Raw genomic sequence first — 14,608 nt, 5'->3', positions numbered from 1 at the left:
CGGTGGTCATGATGAGCAAGCAACTCGCCGCACAGGCTCCTGTGGAACCCATTGTTTTGGGGAAAATGGGGTCTTCTTACGGTATCCGTGGTTGGCTCAGAGTGTTTTCTTCCACTGAAGACGCCGAAAGCATTTTTGACTATCAGCCCTGGTTTATCCAGAAGGCGGGTCAGTGGCAGCAAGTACAGCTGGAAAGCTGGAAGCACCACAATCAGGATCTGATCATCAAGCTGAAAGGCGTTGACGATCGTGATTCGGCGAATCTACTGACTAATTGCGAAATTGTCGTGGATTCCTCGCAGTTGCCAGCGCTGGAAGATGGTTCTTACTACTGGAAAGACCTTATGGGCTGCCAGGTAGTGACCACTGAAGGCTACGATCTCGGTAAAGTCGTCGATATGATGGAAACCGGTTCGAATGACGTCATCGTCATCAAGGCAAACCTGAAAGATGCGTTTGGTATCAAGGAACGTCTTGTGCCGTTCCTCGATGGGCAGGTTATCAAGAAAGTCGATCTCGCTACTCGAACTATCGAAGTAGATTGGGATCCTGGTTTTTAAACCACCGGATAAACGGTAAAAGTCGGCGTTATGGGGATTGGCTTGTGTTTATAGGTATCGTTAGCCTGTTTCCAGAAATGTTCCGCGCAATTACCGATTACGGGGTAACTGGCCGGGCAGTAAAAAATGGCCTGCTAAACATCCAGAGCTGGAGTCCTCGTGACTTTACTCATGACCGGCACCGTACCGTGGACGATCGTCCTTACGGCGGCGGACCGGGGATGTTAATGATGGTGCAACCCTTACGGGACGCCATTCATGCAGCGAAAGCTGCGGCTGGTGAAGGCGCAAAGGTGATTTATCTCTCACCTCAGGGACGCAAGCTTGATCAAGCGGGCGTTAGCGAACTGGCCACGAATCAAAAGCTGATTCTGGTGTGTGGTCGCTATGAAGGAATAGATGAGCGCGTGATTCAAACCGAAATTGACGAAGAATGGTCAATCGGCGATTACGTCCTCAGCGGTGGTGAGTTACCAGCAATGACGCTGATAGACTCCGTTTCCCGGTTTATTCCGGGGGTTCTGGGTCATGAGGCTTCAGCAATCGAAGATTCGTTTGCTGATGGATTGCTGGATTGCCCACACTATACCCGACCTGAAGTGTTAGAGCAGATGGAAGTACCGGCAGTGTTACTGTCAGGAAACCATGCTGAGATACGTCGCTGGCGTTTGAAGCAGTCGCTGGGCCGGACCTGGCTTAGAAGACCTGAACTTCTGGAAAACCTGGCTCTGACTGAAGAGCAAGCAAGGTTGCTGGCGGAGTTCAAAAAGGAACACGCGCAACAGCAACATAAACATGATGGGCAGGCGTAAGCCCCCAATATCAGTTTACCCAGGATAAGAGATTAAATTATGAGCAACATTATTAAGCAACTTGAACAAGAACAGATGAAGCAGGACGTACCTTCCTTCCGTCCGGGTGATACCGTGGAAGTGAAAGTATGGGTTGTTGAAGGTTCCAAAAAACGTCTGCAGGCATTCGAGGGCGTGGTTATCGCTATTCGTAACCGCGGTCTGCACTCTGCATTCACTGTTCGTAAAATTTCCAACGGCGAAGGCGTTGAGCGTGTCTTCCAGACTCACTCTCCGGTAGTTGACAGCATTGCTGTTAAACGTCGTGGTGCTGTTCGTAAAGCTAAACTGTACTACCTGCGTGAGCGCACTGGTAAGTCTGCTCGTATCAAAGAGCGTCTTAACTAAGATTCTCGCAAGCGACATCCTGTTAGAAAAGGGCTGGCCGAAAGGCTGGCCCTTTTTTTATTCCGACCTTTATTCATTTGTTTTTTGTTATTAGATGACTGCGCGGCGCGCAGTCAGTTGAATATTCATTACGGCGTCGAGATCACGACTGCAACGCGACGGTTTTCAGCACGACCTTTTGACGTCTGGTTGCTTGCGATCGGGTATTTCTTCCCAAGCCCCTGAGTTGTCAGGTTGGCGCGGGGAATGTTGGCGCCCTGTGCCCAGGCATCGGCAACCACATTCGCGCGTTTGAGCGACAGAGCTTCGTTGTAACTGTCTTCGCCGTAGTTATCGGTATGACCGTCCAGGCGCGCATGGTTAAGCCCGGTAGCAGCCAGTTTGGAAGCCATTTCCTGGATCTGTTTTTCGCTTTCGGGGCGGAGCTTGTAGTCGTTTTTATCAAACAGGATGTTGTCAGACAGGCCAAGAGACCAGTCTCCGGAAGCTTCAGTAAATCCGTACGATTTCATGGCTGCAATTTGCTCTGGGGTAAATTTTCCCTGAGGAGCCTGACAGCCTGCCACAACCAGTAAAAGCAAAAGAAATGGGGATAATAAGCGTTTTAGCATGTGTGTGATTCCTTATTTAATAATAGTGCGTTCAGAACGCATATGTTTGGCCTGATACATATTTTGATCGGCAAGTTCTTGTAATTTCTCGGCAGAGGCATGTTCCCACGTCAGCGCAAAACCGATACTGAGTGTCATGCTTGCTAAATGACCATTATGCAGGTCAAAAGGTCGGTCAAACTCTTGTGAAAGTGCCGCACAGATCCGCTGTACCTCATATTCAGAATGAACGCTATATAGCACCATCGCGAACTCGTCGCCGCCAAGTCTGTATGGCGAATGTCGATTACCGCCAAACTCGGACAGCCTTTTTGCGACTTCAATCAGAACCCGATCCCCCGCAGCGTGGCCCCAGGTATCATTAATAAATTTAAAATTATCACCATCAAGAAATAACAATGCGGAACTGCTGTGGGTGACATCGTCATTCATCAGCGCGTTAATACTGCTACGAAATGCGGCACGATTCGCCAGGCCCGTCAGAGGATCATGGAGTGCAGTACGCAAAAGCTGAGCGTTCTTTGCCTGCAGTCGAAGTTGCCACTCCTCCATCTCGTCCAGCAGACTATTAAAATCCTGGGCAAAAAGATGAAACTCTTCAATGCGCTCTTCGGATACACGTCGTGAAAAATTACGGTTGGTACGAACATCATGTACCACTTCAGTTATATTTTGCAGGGCTTCCACGACGCCATTGTGTAAATAGCGAGTGAGCATTAATGCAATGCCTGATGCCAACAGAATGCACCCGGTAAGAACGGCCAGCGACAAATAAATGAAATGACTAATGACGCTATCGCGCGCGGTCAATCGTACTTCGCCGATGACGTTGCCATTATGCAAAATAGGCTTAGTAACCGGTTGTGGGAACAGCCAGTGGCTGATCAGTCCGCTGATCTTCTCCGTGGTGTCCTGCGCGTTATAACGCCAGGTGGCGATCGCCTTTTGGTTTTTATTACGAACTTCCGCAACGGAAAATTGCCCTTGCTGGCCCAGTGCAGCCAGCGTTTCCGTTGCCGCGACGCTATCAGAAAAAACGAGCGCAGCTTCAAGCGTACGGGTCATGGTTGCAGCGGTCAAATCCAGGTTCTTTTGCGCATACTGTCTCAATGCCAGCACGGAAGAAATGCTGAGCAGCAACCAGATCAACGTCATCGTCACCAGGACACTGATTATGCTGATACGCCGTAATGTCCGCTTAAACGTCGGGCGTGTTACAGGAGAATGGCCCTTATCCATGCTTATTATTCCGTGCAAGCATCAATACGTCTGGACTGACCCTTACGCCACTGCGTGAAAGGGAATCCATATTTACGGAAAATCTCACATCTTCATCTTTAATTATGAGGCAAAAGGCGCTGCCAATAACGCATTCGGGATTCTGTTCGGCAATTAATAACAATGCCTTAGTCGGATATTTATTCTTTAATTCCACCTGATAAGTAGGTGATTCTTTTCCAAAATAAAAACCGTCACACTGCGAAACTAATATTTCTTGTTCCGTACGAATGATGACGGGAAGATAGGGTAATGCCCCAGTACTGGTATCTTCCAGAACACTGGAAAAACGCGATGAAGAGAAAATACACAGTTTGGGCGGCCCGGAAAGTGCAGGCCAGCGTGTATAACTAACGATACCGGAAACCATAGCACGTACAGATTTTGCTTCTTCTGTAATGCTTTGGGCGTACAGCGGTAACCCGGTCAGGAGCAGTGCCAGTAGAAGTATGAGTCGGTAAGAATAGCTCATGAATAGTTACCTACCAGCATTTGCCGTAAAGCGTCGAAATACATTCAAAATTGTTTAGGACAAAATAACATTATTTTCCTAAGTCGTCATTATTCCAGGGATAAAGCTGCTGGTGATTTAAGTTAAATCCTAGTTGATTGTAAAGTTTAACTCATTGTTTAATTTAATCTTATTGAGGCTGAGCCTTCATTTGATCCTTTTTGCCAGGCATTATGTAACTGGTCTACATTTTCGACCGTATCACAACTTTGGGGAAAGGTTTTCCCGGCCAGCCCCCTGGCGTAAACAAAATCCTGCTGGCAGATTTTACGTTGCCCCTCGGCGAAACCCTTAAGATATTTCGTACGATCGACGTCGGGATCATTGAAGTTGTCGGCAAGAGTTTCATTATCTTTAACGGCATAGCCCGAAATGGCATCTTGTATACCGGCATCGTACCAGTCGGTCCCTGTCCAGGTGGGGGCGTGGGTATAGGGATCTATTTGACAACCGCTAAGAAGGAATAGAAATAAGGTGCTGATGAGTTGCTTCATTGCCCGTGCTCCCTTGTTTTTTTAAGCATAGCGGATTTGAATATTGAATGGTGTAAATTTAATTGTACATTATTAACGGCTTTTTCTGCTGATTAATTGTGTGTTGTAAATTAAAATTTACGGATTGTGGATTGAAATCTTTACCTGTTGTGTTATCGTTATCACCTCCTCACTGAGGATCAACTATCGCAAACGAGCTAAACAGGATCACCATCATGCAAAAAGACGCGCTGAACAACGTACATATTACCGACGAACAGGTTCTGATGACTCCGGAGCAGCTGAAAGCTGAATTTCCGCTGAGCCAGGCGCAAGAAGCGCAAATCTCCCAGTCGCGTAAAATCATTTCAGATATTATCGCCGGTCGCGATCCGCGTTTGCTGGTGGTATGTGGTCCATGCTCCATTCACGATCCTGAAATGGCTATTGAGTACGCTCGTCGATTTAAAGCCCTTGCCGCAGAGGTCAGCGATAGCCTCTACCTGGTGATGCGCGTCTATTTTGAAAAACCCCGTACCACCGTCGGCTGGAAAGGGTTAATTAACGATCCTCACATGGATGGCTCTTTTGATGTTGAAGCAGGACTGAAAATTGCGCGTCAACTGCTGCTTGAACTGGTGAATATGGGACTGCCGCTGGCAACTGAAGCGCTGGATCCAAATAGTCCGCAATACCTGGGCGATCTGTTTAGCTGGTCCGCAATCGGAGCCCGTACCACGGAATCGCAGACTCACCGCGAAATGGCTTCCGGTCTTTCCATGCCGGTCGGCTTTAAGAATGGTACTGACGGTAGTCTTGCGACCGCCATTAATGCCATGCGAGCGGCGGCACAGTCGCACCGCTTTGTTGGTATTAATCAGGCCGGGCAGGTTGCGCTGTTGCAAACTCAGGGGAATCCGGACGGTCACGTGATCCTGCGTGGTGGTAAAGCGCCGAACTACAGTCCGGCAGATGTCGCCCAGTGCGAAAAAGAGATGGAGCAGGCGGGACTACGACCTTCTCTGATGGTAGATTGCAGTCATGGTAACTCCAATAAAGATTACCGCCGCCAGCCTGCCGTGGCTGAATCTGTGATTGCACAAATCAAAGATGGCAATCGCTCGATCATTGGCTTGATGATCGAAAGTAATATTCACGAAGGCAACCAGTCTTCTGAACAGCCGCGCAGCGAAATGAAATACGGCGTGTCCGTAACCGATGCCTGCATTAGCTGGGAAATGACGGATGCGCTGTTGCGTGAAATTAGCCAGGATTTAAACGGTCAGCTGTCGGCGCGTGTAGCATAAGAGGTTGGTTATGGTTGCTGAATTGACCGCATTACGCGATCAAATTGATGAAGTCGACAAGGCGTTGCTGGACTTACTGGCACGCCGCCTGGAGTTGGTTGCCGAAGTCGGTGAAGTAAAAAGCCGCTTTGGGCTGCCGATCTACGTACCGGAGCGGGAAGCCTCTATGCTGGCCTCCCGCCGGGCAGAGGCGGAAGCTCTGGGCGTGCCACCGGACCTGATTGAAGATGTGTTGCGTCGGGTTATGCGTGAGTCCTACTCCAGCGAAAATGACAAAGGGTTTAAAACACTTTGTCCTTCTCTGCGCCCGGTGGTGATCGTCGGTGGCGGTGGTCAGATGGGACGTCTGTTCGAAAAAATGCTCACCTTGTCAGGTTACCAGGTGCGGATCCTGGAACAGCAGGACTGGGATCGCGCGCCGGAGATCGTCTCTGATGCCGGCATGGTGATCGTCAGTGTGCCGATCCACGTCACCGAGCAGGTGATCGCCAAATTACCGCGCCTGCCTTCTGACTGTATCCTGGTGGATCTGGCTTCGGTGAAAAATGGTCCTTTGCAGGCGATGCTGGCGGCGCACGATGGCCCGGTGGTGGGATTGCATCCGATGTTTGGTCCGGACAGCGGCAGTCTGGCCAAGCAGGTCGTCGTCTGGTGTGACGGACGTCAGCCGGAAGCTTATCAGTGGTTTCTCGAACAGATTCAGGTGTGGGGGGCGCGGTTGCATCGGATCAGCGCCGTTGAACACGACCAGAATATGGCGTTTATTCAGGCACTACGTCACTTTGCGACTTTTGCTTACGGTCTGCATCTAGCGGAAGAGAATGTTCAACTGGAACAGTTGCTGGCGCTCTCTTCGCCGATTTACCGCCTTGAGCTGGCGATGGTAGGACGTCTGTTTGCCCAGGATCCGCAGCTCTATGCTGATATTATTATGTCGTCTGAGAGCAACCTTGCGCTGATCAAACGCTACTACCAACGTTTTGGTGAGGCGATCGGTTTACTGGAGCAGGGCGATAAGCAAGCGTTTATCGACAGCTTCCGTAAGGTGGAGCACTGGTTTGGCGATTACGCTCAGCGCTTTCAGAGCGAAAGCCGTACGTTGTTGCGCCAGGCTAACGATAGCCGCCAGTAAATAGAATGCCGGATAATCTTAGCGCTATCCGGCATTATAAAACGTTAGCTCGGATCGACCGGCACCACATTTTCACTTGGATAGCAGCCAAGTACTTTCATCGAACGCGTAATCTCACCCAGTTCCTTCAATGCTTTTTGCATCTGAGGCGATTCCAGGTTGGCCTGAATATCCAGGTAAAACATCTCTTCCCACGGATTGCCGTGAATTGGGCGTGACTCCAGTTTGGTCATAATCAGATTATGGTTGCGCAATACCAGCAGCGCTTCAACCAGCGCACCCGCCTGTTGTCCTGTCGCCATCAGCAGCGTGGTTTTTGCCGGAACCTGGTCAGAAACATTGATTGCTTTGCGCGCCAGTACCACGAAGCGGGTGATGTTTTGCGTCTGGTTAGCTTCAATGTGCTCAAGAACCTGCAAACCATACAGTACGCCTCCGGCTTCGCTCCCCAGAGCCGCCACGCGCGGCGAGTTAGCCTGCGCAACTTTTTCCATTGCCGCAGAGGTACTTTCGGTGTACTCAATCTTCCAGTGTGGATGGCGACTCAGAAATTTGCTGCACTGCTGGAACGGCTGCGGATGGCTGTAAACCGTTTCAATAGTCTCGAGATCCGTCGTGCCGGATACCAACACACAGTGGTCAATTGTGATGGTCATCTCGCCAACGATAGACAGGCTGGTGTGTTGTAGCAGGTCGTAAACGTCGTTAATCCCGCCGGAACTGGTGTTTTCAATCGGAACCACCGCGTAGTCAGCTTGTCCGGTTTCAACCTGATTAAAGATATCGGCAAATTTTGCGCAGCCGCTTTCAATAAATTGTTCAAAGTGGCGGGCGGCATACTGACGGGCGGCGAGGTGAGAATATGAACCCTTTGGGCCGAGGAAGGCTACGCGCGCAGAGTGCGGATTGATTTTGTTCAGATGCTGCTGGAGCAGTGCCTGTTGTGTCAGGACGGAGTCTTCGATAATCAGCTGGAACAGGCGAGTAATATAATGAGCATCAAGATGATGTGCTTTGCCAAGCTGAATCAGGCGGTCTAACAGGTCGCGCTCACGGTCGATATCACGAACCGGACGATGCGAAAGCAGTTTTGCTTTGCCAACTTCTACGGCCAGTCCACGTCGCTCAGCCAGCAGGGCCAGTAATTTTTCATCCAGCGTGCTGATCTTATCGCGCAGCGCCAGCAATGGGTTTTCCGATGTCATAGTGTTGCCTTTCTTGTTATCAATAAAAAAGGCCCCCCGTGGTGGGAGGCCTTATTGTTCGTCTTCGCATTCTTTATCACACGACGAAACGCCTCCCATTCAGGGGAAGGTAAAAAAGAATGCGAAGAAGAACGGGACAAGTTTCATGTAATTTTCCTTTGGCTATATCAGTAAAGTACCCGTACTGTTTTCACCATGTCAACAAAAAACGCGCCCGAAGGCGCGTTGGCGATACACTCAATGTAAGGGACTACTCTTCTTCTGCTTCGACGAAGTTGGCGTCTTTTACTGAAGCTGTTGCACGACGGGCTTCGCCTTTGTGCTGCACTTTATTGAGCTGCCGTTCCAGCTTGTTGATCAAATCGTTAATTGCGGTGTACATATCCTCGTGTTTTGCGCTGGCGACCAGATGTCCGTTCGGTGTATTGATGGTGGCATCAGCAATGAAACCCTGTGGCTCCTTAGACAGAATGATATGTGGATTAATCAGATGAGTTTGCCATTTTTCAAGTTTGGCGAGACGGTCTGCGACATGCTGGCGAATTGCCGGAGTAATTTCCATTTGTTTACTGGTAATGTTCATTGTCATAAATTTTACCTCTTGTCTTTCCCGTCTTGGTGATTCCAGCATACCGTTCCTAATGTCAAAATGTGTGATTTAAATCACATTATTTTGTCGCTTTTTGTCAAGAAAACCTTTTTGTGAGGCACAGCAGGAACAGGCGATATTTTACTTGAGGAATACCAGAAAGCAGGCCATATTTGATGAGATGCGTTGCAGCTAAACCGCTTCAGTTGTGGCGTTAACGGATAAAAAAACGGCAGCCCAAGGGCTGCCGTTTTGCATTCTGAGGTAAATCAGGTATTGCTGCTGTTAGCGGCAATGATTTTCGCTACTTTTTCTGCCTGCGCATTCATCTGCATCTGGCGATAAGCTTTTTCCATTAACGGCAGAGCATCACGTGTTGCCTGAGTATCAGGGTAGTCGCGTAGCATACCTTCCACACGGTTTACCACAGCGACCCATGCTCCGCGGGCAGTGTAGTATTGCGCAACGGAGTATTCATACTTCGCCAGACGGTCCTTCAGGAATACCAGACGTTTGGTGGCGTCAGTAGTGTACTGGCTGTTCGGATAGCCACGTACCAGTTTGGAAAAGTCATTAAACGCAGCTCGGGCGTGTTGCGGATCGCGATCGCTGCGATCAACACCAAAGAACCCTTGCAGTGCGCTATCGTCCAACGCCATATTGGTCAGGCCACGCATATACATGACATAATCAATGTTAGGGTGTGTCGGATTAAGTCGGATAAAACGATCGATGGCAGCCTGAGCAAGCGGCAGATCGGCGTTTTTGTAGTAGGCGTAGATGAGATCTAATTGCACCTGCTGAGAATACGGTCCAAATGGATAACGGTTATCCAACGCTTCCAATTGCGTTATTGCCTGTTTCCAGTTACCGTCCTGCAGCTTTTGCTGAGCAGTCGCGTAGATTTCATTTGGCGGATTATCGGGCACCTCTTCCTTTGAACCAGAGCAACCCGCCAAAAACAGGCTCAACGTGGCTGCTGCCACCAGATATTTCATGCGCGTCATGACGTTTTGACTTTCCTCAAAATGTATTACGGGAGATTCTCTGTTCCTGCTCCCGGTTAAGACCAGCTACAATAGCACACTATATTAAACGGCAAAGCCGTAAAACCCAACGTTAAACGAAGAAGCAGTTTATGGCACAACGAGTAGAACTCACCGCAACAGTCTCCGAAAATCAGCTCGGTCAACGCTTAGATCAGGCTTTGGCCGAATTGTTCCCTGATTATTCACGATCGCGCATAAAAGAATGGATCCTTGATCAGCGCGTGCTGGTAAATGGCAATCTTTGCGATAAACCGAAAGAAAAAGTGTTGGGTGGAGAACGCGTCTCCATCAATGCAGAAATTGACGAAGAGGTGCGTTTTGAACCTCAGGATATCCCGCTGGATATCGTTTATGAAGATGACGACATTCTTGTCATCAACAAACCCCGTGATCTCGTGGTGCATCCGGGCGCCGGTAATCCTGATGGCACGGTCTTGAATGCATTGCTGCATTACTACCCGCCGATCGCGGATGTTCCTCGTGCCGGTATTGTGCACCGTCTGGATAAAGACACGACGGGATTAATGGTGGTGGCAAAAACCGTTCCTGCGCAAACGCGACTGGTGGAGTCGCTGCAGCTGCGTGAAATTACCCGTGAGTACGAAGCCGTGGCGATTGGTCACATGACGGCAGGCGGAACCGTTGAGGAGCCGATTAGCCGTCACCCGACTAAGCGTACGCACATGGCGGTACACCCGATGGGGAAACCGGCGGTGACGCACTATCGCATTATGGAACACTTCCGTGTGCACACGCGTCTGCGGTTGCGTCTGGAAACCGGACGTACGCACCAGATCCGCGTGCACATGGCGCATATCACCCATCCGCTGGTGGGCGATCAGGTCTACGGCGGTCGTCCGCGTCCACCGAAAGGCGCTTCTGACGAATTTATCTCCATATTGCGTAAGTTCGATCGTCAGGCGCTGCACGCGACCATGCTGCGTTTGTATCACCCAATTTCCGGTATCGAAATGGAATGGCACGCGCCAATTCCACAAGATATGGTGCAGTTGATTGAAGTGATGCGTGCTGATTTCGAAGAACATAAGGATGATATTGCCTGGCTATGAGTAAGCTAATTGTCCCGCAGTGGCCGATACCGCAGGGTGTCGTGGCGTGTAGTTCTACTCGTATTGGCGGTGTCAGTATGTCGCCTTACGATTCGCTGAATCTGGGTGCCCATTGCGGTGATAACCCGGAGCATGTTGAGGAGAACCGCATGCGGCTGTTTGCTGCGGGCAATCTGCCTGCAAAACCCGTCTGGCTGGAACAGGTCCACGGTAAGGACGTTCTGAAACTGACTGGCGAGCCTTACGCCTCCAAACGTGCAGATGCTTCATACAGCAACATGCCGGGCACCGTGTGTGCGGTGATGACGGCTGACTGTTTGCCGGTGCTGTTTTGCAATCGCGCAGGAACGGAGGTTGCGGCGGCCCATGCGGGTTGGCGAGGATTATGCGCAGGTGTGCTGGAAGAGACGGTGGCGTGTTTTGCCGACAAACCTGAAAACATTATCGCCTGGCTAGGCCCGGCGATTGGCCCGGACGCGTTTGAAGTGGGAGCAGAAGTCCGCGAAGCGTTTATGGAGAAAGATCCGCAAGCGGACATCGCATTTGTCCCGCGTGATGACAAATATCTGGCGGATATCTATCAGCTTGCGCGCCAACGTCTGGCAAATGTCGGTGTGGAGAACCTTTACGGCGGCGACCGTTGCACCTTCAGCGAAAGCGAGACGTTCTTCTCTTATCGTCGCGACAATACCACGGGGCGTATGGCAAGTTTTATTTGGCTGATATAACCTAAAGAATCAAGACGATCCGGTACGTGTAATTTTCTTTTCACATAATTCAGGTCATTAACCTTGAATAATTGAGGGATGACCTCATTTAATCTCCAGTAGCAATTTTGACCTGTTATGGGAGGAGTTATGCGTCTGGATCGTCTTACCAATAAATTCCAGCTTGCTCTTGCCGATGCCCAGTCACTCGCATTGGGGCACGACAATCAATTCATCGAACCACTTCATCTAATGAGCGCCTTGCTGAATCAGGAAGGGGGATCGGTACGTCCTTTATTAACGTCCGCTGGCATTAATGCTGGCCAGTTACGTACAGCTATTGACCAGGCGTTGAGCCGTTTGCCGCAGGTAGAAGGTACCGGTGGTGATGTGCAGCCTTCTCAGGATCTGGTGCGTGTTCTGAATCTTTGCGACAAGCTGGCGCAAAAACGTGGGGACAACTTTATTTCGTCAGAACTGTTCGTTCTGGCAGCGCTTGAGTCACGCGGTACGCTGACCGATTTATTAAAATCAGCAGGCGCGACGACCGCCAATATCACTCAGGCAATTGAACAAATGCGTGGAGGTGAAAGCGTGAATGACCAGGGGGCTGAAGACCAACGTCAGGCCTTGAAAAAATATACCGTCGATCTGACCGAACGTGCCGAGCAGGGCAAACTCGATCCGGTTATCGGTCGTGATGAAGAAATTCGCCGCACCATTCAGGTGCTGCAGCGTCGTACTAAAAACAACCCGGTGTTAATCGGTGAGCCCGGGGTCGGTAAAACAGCGATTGTTGAAGGGCTGGCTCAACGCATCATCAATGGTGAAGTGCCGGAAGGCTTAAAAGGCCGCCGTGTGCTGGCGCTGGATATGGGGGCGCTGGTGGCTGGAGCCAAATATCGTGGTGAGTTTGAAGAACGCTTAAAAGGTGTGCTGAACGATCTTTCTAAACAGGAAGGCAATGTCATCCTGTTTATTGATGAGTTACACACTATGGTTGGGGCGGGTAAAGCCGATGGCGCAATGGACGCCGGAAATATGCTGAAACCTGCACTGGCACGTGGGGAACTGCACTGTGTAGGCGCAACAACGCTTGATGAGTATCGCCAGTACATCGAAAAAGATGCTGCGCTGGAACGTCGTTTCCAGAAAGTGTTTGTGGCCGAACCTTCAGTAGAAGATACCATCGCGATTTTGCGTGGTCTGAAAGAGCGTTATGAGCTGCACCACCACGTGCAGATTACTGACCCGGCGATTGTCGCGGCAGCTACGCTGTCTCACCGCTATATTGCCGATCGTCAGTTGCCTGATAAAGCTATCGACCTCATTGACGAAGCGGCATCCAGCATTCGTATGCAGATTGACTCCAAGCCGGAGGAACTCGACAGACTCGACCGCCGTATTATCCAGCTCAAACTGGAACAGCAGGCATTAATGAAAGAGTCTGATGAGGCGAGTAAAAAACGTCTCGATATGCTCAACGAAGAGCTGGATGATAAAGAGCGCCAGTATTCTGAGTTAGAAGAAGAGTGGAAAGCTGAAAAAGCTTCCCTTTCTGGAACGCAAACTATCAAGGCTGAGCTGGAACAGGCGAAAATCGCCATTGAACAGGCGCGTCGTGTCGGCGATCTGGCGCGGATGTCCGAACTGCAGTATGGCAAAATTCCTGAACTGGAAAAACAGCTCGAAGCCGCCACCCAGTCTGAAGGCAAAACCATGCGTCTGCTGCGTAATAAAGTGACGGATGCAGAAATTGCAGAAGTGCTGGCGCGCTGGACCGGGATCCCGGTTGCCCGCATGCTGGAAGGCGAGCGGGAAAAACTGTTACGTATGGAGCAGGAACTGCACAGCCGCGTGATTGGCCAGAATGAAGCGGTGGAAGCGGTTTCTAACGCCATCCGTCGTAGCCGTGCAGGGTTGTCCGACCCGAATCGTCCGATTGGTTCATTCCTGTTCCTTGGCCCAACCGGTGTCGGTAAAACCGAACTGTGTAAGGCGCTGGCTAATTTTATGTTCGACAGCGACGACGCAATGGTGCGTATCGATATGTCCGAGTTTATGGAGAAACACTCTGTCTCTCGTCTGGTCGGGGCGCCTCCGGGATATGTCGGCTATGAGGAAGGTGGGTATCTGACGGAAGCGGTACGCCGTCGTCCTTACTCTGTCATTCTGCTCGATGAAGTGGAGAAAGCGCATCCGGATGTGTTCAACATCCTGTTGCAGGTGCTTGACGATGGTCGTCTGACTGACGGGCAGGGGAGAACGGTCGATTTCCGTAACACGGTTGTCATCATGACCTCAAACCTGGGATCGGACCTGATTCAGGAACGCTTCGGGGAGCTGGATTATGGCCACATGAAGGATATGGTGCTGGGCGTTGTGAGCCATAACTTCCGTCCGGAATTCATCAACCGTATAGATGAGGTCGTTGTATTCCATCCGTTGGGTGAGCAGCACATTGCTTCTATTGCTCAGATCCAGCTGCAGCGTCTGTATAAACGTCTGGAAGAGCGTGGTTATGAAATTCACATCTCTGACGAGGCGCTTAAACTGCTGAGCGCGAATGGTTACGATCCAGTCTATGGCGCACGTCCATTGAAACGCGCTATCCAGCAACAGATCGAAAACCCGCTGGCTCAGCAAATCCTGTCTGGTGAGCTGATTCCTGGCAAAACGATTCGCCTGGAAGTTAACGACGATCGCATTGTGGCAGTGCAGTAAGTCACTAAATGACCATAAACGGGCCCTGAGGGGCTCGTTTTTGTTTAATAACCAGGCAAAAACAGAGTGATCGATTGAAAAGTAATCGCTTGATAGGTTTTTTGTATTTTTAACTTGTCAGCCTCAAATAACTCCCTATAATGCGCCTCCACTGACACGGAACAACGGATTACAAGCCGCCGGGTCAGCGGGG

General features: G+C 50.3%; 16 protein-coding genes and 1 other annotated feature. Of the genes, 8 read left to right on the top strand and 8 right to left on the bottom strand.

Translation table 11 applies throughout. The features are described from left to right. Positions 1-11 precede the first annotated feature (11 nt). Genes rimM through rplS form a run of 3 tightly spaced genes read left to right on the top strand, consistent with a single transcriptional unit; the run spans position 12 to position 1,759 of the window. Entirely contained in the window at positions 12-560 is a 549-nt protein-coding gene (rimM, locus tag OGX99_RS00080) for a ribosome maturation factor RimM (protein WP_003031230.1), read from the top strand. Between the two features lie 44 nt (positions 561-604). After that, positions 605-1,372: a tRNA (guanosine(37)-N1)-methyltransferase TrmD gene (gene trmD / locus OGX99_RS00075; RefSeq protein ID WP_003031232.1), complete on the top strand. Its 768-nt coding sequence runs from the start codon at positions 605-607 to the stop codon at positions 1,370-1,372. A gap of 39 nt (positions 1,373-1,411) precedes the next feature. Then, positions 1,412-1,759, top strand: a complete 348-nt coding sequence (rplS, locus tag OGX99_RS00070) for a 50S ribosomal protein L19 (RefSeq protein ID WP_002914145.1) — start codon at positions 1,412-1,414, stop codon at positions 1,757-1,759. 128 nt (positions 1,760-1,887) lie between these two features. On the opposite strand, the gene OGX99_RS00065 is transcribed toward rplS, so the two are convergent. The 4 genes from OGX99_RS00065 to OGX99_RS00050 all read right to left on the bottom strand — a co-directional run bounded on the left by OGX99_RS00065 (position 1,888) and on the right by OGX99_RS00050 (position 4,653). After that, a complete protein-coding gene (locus OGX99_RS00065) occupies positions 1,888-2,370 on the bottom strand; it encodes an OmpA family protein (RefSeq protein ID WP_151218113.1) in 483 nt (160 codons plus the stop codon). Between the two features lie 12 nt (positions 2,371-2,382). Further along, a complete protein-coding gene (gene dgcN, locus OGX99_RS00060) occupies positions 2,383-3,609 on the bottom strand; it encodes a diguanylate cyclase DgcN/YfiN (RefSeq protein ID WP_187260360.1) in 1,227 nt (408 codons plus the stop codon). Beyond that, positions 3,602-4,120, bottom strand: a complete 519-nt coding sequence (gene yfiR, locus OGX99_RS00055) for a regulatory sequestration protein YfiR (RefSeq protein WP_151218111.1) — start codon at positions 4,118-4,120, stop codon at positions 3,602-3,604. The genes dgcN and yfiR overlap by 8 nt, the downstream gene beginning before the upstream one ends. A gap of 158 nt (positions 4,121-4,278) precedes the next feature. Beyond that, positions 4,279-4,653: a DUF2799 domain-containing protein gene (locus tag OGX99_RS00050; RefSeq protein ID WP_151223949.1), complete on the bottom strand. Its 375-nt coding sequence runs from the start codon at positions 4,651-4,653 to the stop codon at positions 4,279-4,281. A 215-nt stretch (positions 4,654-4,868) separates the two neighbouring features. Between OGX99_RS00050 and aroF the strand changes: the two genes are divergently transcribed. Continuing rightward, positions 4,869-5,939 (top strand): 3-deoxy-7-phosphoheptulonate synthase AroF, encoded by a 1,071-nt coding sequence (gene aroF, locus OGX99_RS00045; RefSeq protein ID WP_151218109.1) that lies wholly within the window; start codon positions 4,869-4,871, stop codon positions 5,937-5,939. A gap of 10 nt (positions 5,940-5,949) precedes the next feature. Further along, positions 5,950-7,071: a bifunctional chorismate mutase/prephenate dehydrogenase gene (tyrA, locus tag OGX99_RS00040; RefSeq protein WP_151218108.1), complete on the top strand. Its 1,122-nt coding sequence runs from the start codon at positions 5,950-5,952 to the stop codon at positions 7,069-7,071. Positions 7,072-7,115: 44 nt separating this feature from the next. Here tyrA and pheA read toward each other — a convergent pair whose 3' ends face one another. The 4 genes from pheA to bamD form a co-directional block, all read right to left on the bottom strand. After that, complete coding sequence (gene pheA, locus OGX99_RS00035; RefSeq protein WP_003031243.1) at positions 7,116-8,276, bottom strand: bifunctional chorismate mutase/prephenate dehydratase; 1,161 nt, start codon at positions 8,274-8,276, stop codon at positions 7,116-7,118. 22 nt (positions 8,277-8,298) lie between these two features. Then, positions 8,299-8,424, bottom strand: a sequence feature (Phe leader region). Further along, complete coding sequence (pheL, locus tag OGX99_RS00030; RefSeq protein ID WP_100250063.1) at positions 8,376-8,423, bottom strand: pheA operon leader peptide PheL; 48 nt, start codon at positions 8,421-8,423, stop codon at positions 8,376-8,378. It overlaps the preceding feature by 48 nt. Positions 8,425-8,526: 102 nt before the next feature. Then, the gene (gene raiA / locus OGX99_RS00025; RefSeq protein ID WP_151218107.1) at positions 8,527-8,865 is read right to left on the bottom strand and encodes a ribosome-associated translation inhibitor RaiA; all 339 of its coding nucleotides are present in this window, start codon (positions 8,863-8,865) and stop codon (positions 8,527-8,529) included. A gap of 269 nt (positions 8,866-9,134) precedes the next feature. Next, positions 9,135-9,872, bottom strand: a complete 738-nt coding sequence (bamD, locus tag OGX99_RS00020; protein ID WP_151218106.1) for an outer membrane protein assembly factor BamD — start codon at positions 9,870-9,872, stop codon at positions 9,135-9,137. A 131-nt stretch (positions 9,873-10,003) separates the two neighbouring features. On the opposite strand from bamD, the gene rluD reads away from it, so the two are divergent. The 3 genes from rluD (at position 10,004) to clpB (ending at position 14,415) form a co-directional block, all read left to right on the top strand. After that, on the top strand, positions 10,004-10,984 hold the full coding sequence (gene rluD / locus OGX99_RS00015; RefSeq protein WP_278238514.1) for a 23S rRNA pseudouridine(1911/1915/1917) synthase RluD: 981 nt from the start codon (positions 10,004-10,006) through the stop codon (positions 10,982-10,984). Then, positions 10,981-11,712, top strand: coding sequence for a purine nucleoside phosphorylase YfiH (yfiH, locus tag OGX99_RS00010; RefSeq protein WP_286542217.1), 732 nt, complete (start codon positions 10,981-10,983; stop codon positions 11,710-11,712). Before rluD ends, yfiH begins: the two co-directional genes overlap by 4 nt. A gap of 129 nt (positions 11,713-11,841) precedes the next feature. Next, positions 11,842-14,415, top strand: a complete 2,574-nt coding sequence (gene clpB / locus OGX99_RS00005) for an ATP-dependent chaperone ClpB (protein ID WP_187253035.1) — start codon at positions 11,842-11,844, stop codon at positions 14,413-14,415. The last annotated feature ends 193 nt before the right edge of the window (positions 14,416-14,608 follow it).

The sequence above is a fragment of the Citrobacter sp. Cu096 genome (assembly GCF_030332285.1).
Classification (GTDB): Bacteria; Pseudomonadota; Gammaproteobacteria; order Enterobacterales; family Enterobacteriaceae; genus Citrobacter; species Citrobacter meridianamericanus.
The sequence above is the reverse complement of the archived record's forward strand: the minus strand, read 5'-3'. Positions and strand labels throughout refer to the sequence as shown.

Bases quoted from the DNA above. Each gene is read 5' to 3' on its own strand.
- raiA (WP_151218107.1), bottom strand. From the start codon at position 8,865: ATGACAATGAACATTACCAGTAAACAAATGGAAATTACTCCGGCAATT.
- dgcN (WP_187260360.1), bottom strand. From the start codon at position 3,609: ATGGATAAGGGCCATTCTCCTGTAACACGCCCGACGTTTAAGCGGACA.
- rplS (WP_002914145.1), top strand. From the start codon at position 1,412: ATGAGCAACATTATTAAGCAACTTGAACAAGAACAGATGAAGCAGGAC.
- OGX99_RS00050 (WP_151223949.1), bottom strand. From the start codon at position 4,653: ATGAAGCAACTCATCAGCACCTTATTTCTATTCCTTCTTAGCGGTTGT.
- yfiH (WP_286542217.1), top strand. From the start codon at position 10,981: ATGAGTAAGCTAATTGTCCCGCAGTGGCCGATACCGCAGGGTGTCGTG.
- tyrA (WP_151218108.1), top strand. From the start codon at position 5,950: ATGGTTGCTGAATTGACCGCATTACGCGATCAAATTGATGAAGTCGAC.
- bamD (WP_151218106.1), bottom strand. From the start codon at position 9,872: ATGACGCGCATGAAATATCTGGTGGCAGCAGCCACGTTGAGCCTGTTT.
- pheA (WP_003031243.1), bottom strand. From the start codon at position 8,276: ATGACATCGGAAAACCCATTGCTGGCGCTGCGCGATAAGATCAGCACG.
- rluD (WP_278238514.1), top strand. From the start codon at position 10,004: ATGGCACAACGAGTAGAACTCACCGCAACAGTCTCCGAAAATCAGCTC.
- aroF (WP_151218109.1), top strand. From the start codon at position 4,869: ATGCAAAAAGACGCGCTGAACAACGTACATATTACCGACGAACAGGTT.
- clpB (WP_187253035.1), top strand. From the start codon at position 11,842: ATGCGTCTGGATCGTCTTACCAATAAATTCCAGCTTGCTCTTGCCGAT.
- OGX99_RS00065 (WP_151218113.1), bottom strand. From the start codon at position 2,370: ATGCTAAAACGCTTATTATCCCCATTTCTTTTGCTTTTACTGGTTGTG.
- rimM (WP_003031230.1), top strand. From the start codon at position 12: ATGAGCAAGCAACTCGCCGCACAGGCTCCTGTGGAACCCATTGTTTTG.
- yfiR (WP_151218111.1), bottom strand. From the start codon at position 4,120: ATGAGCTATTCTTACCGACTCATACTTCTACTGGCACTGCTCCTGACC.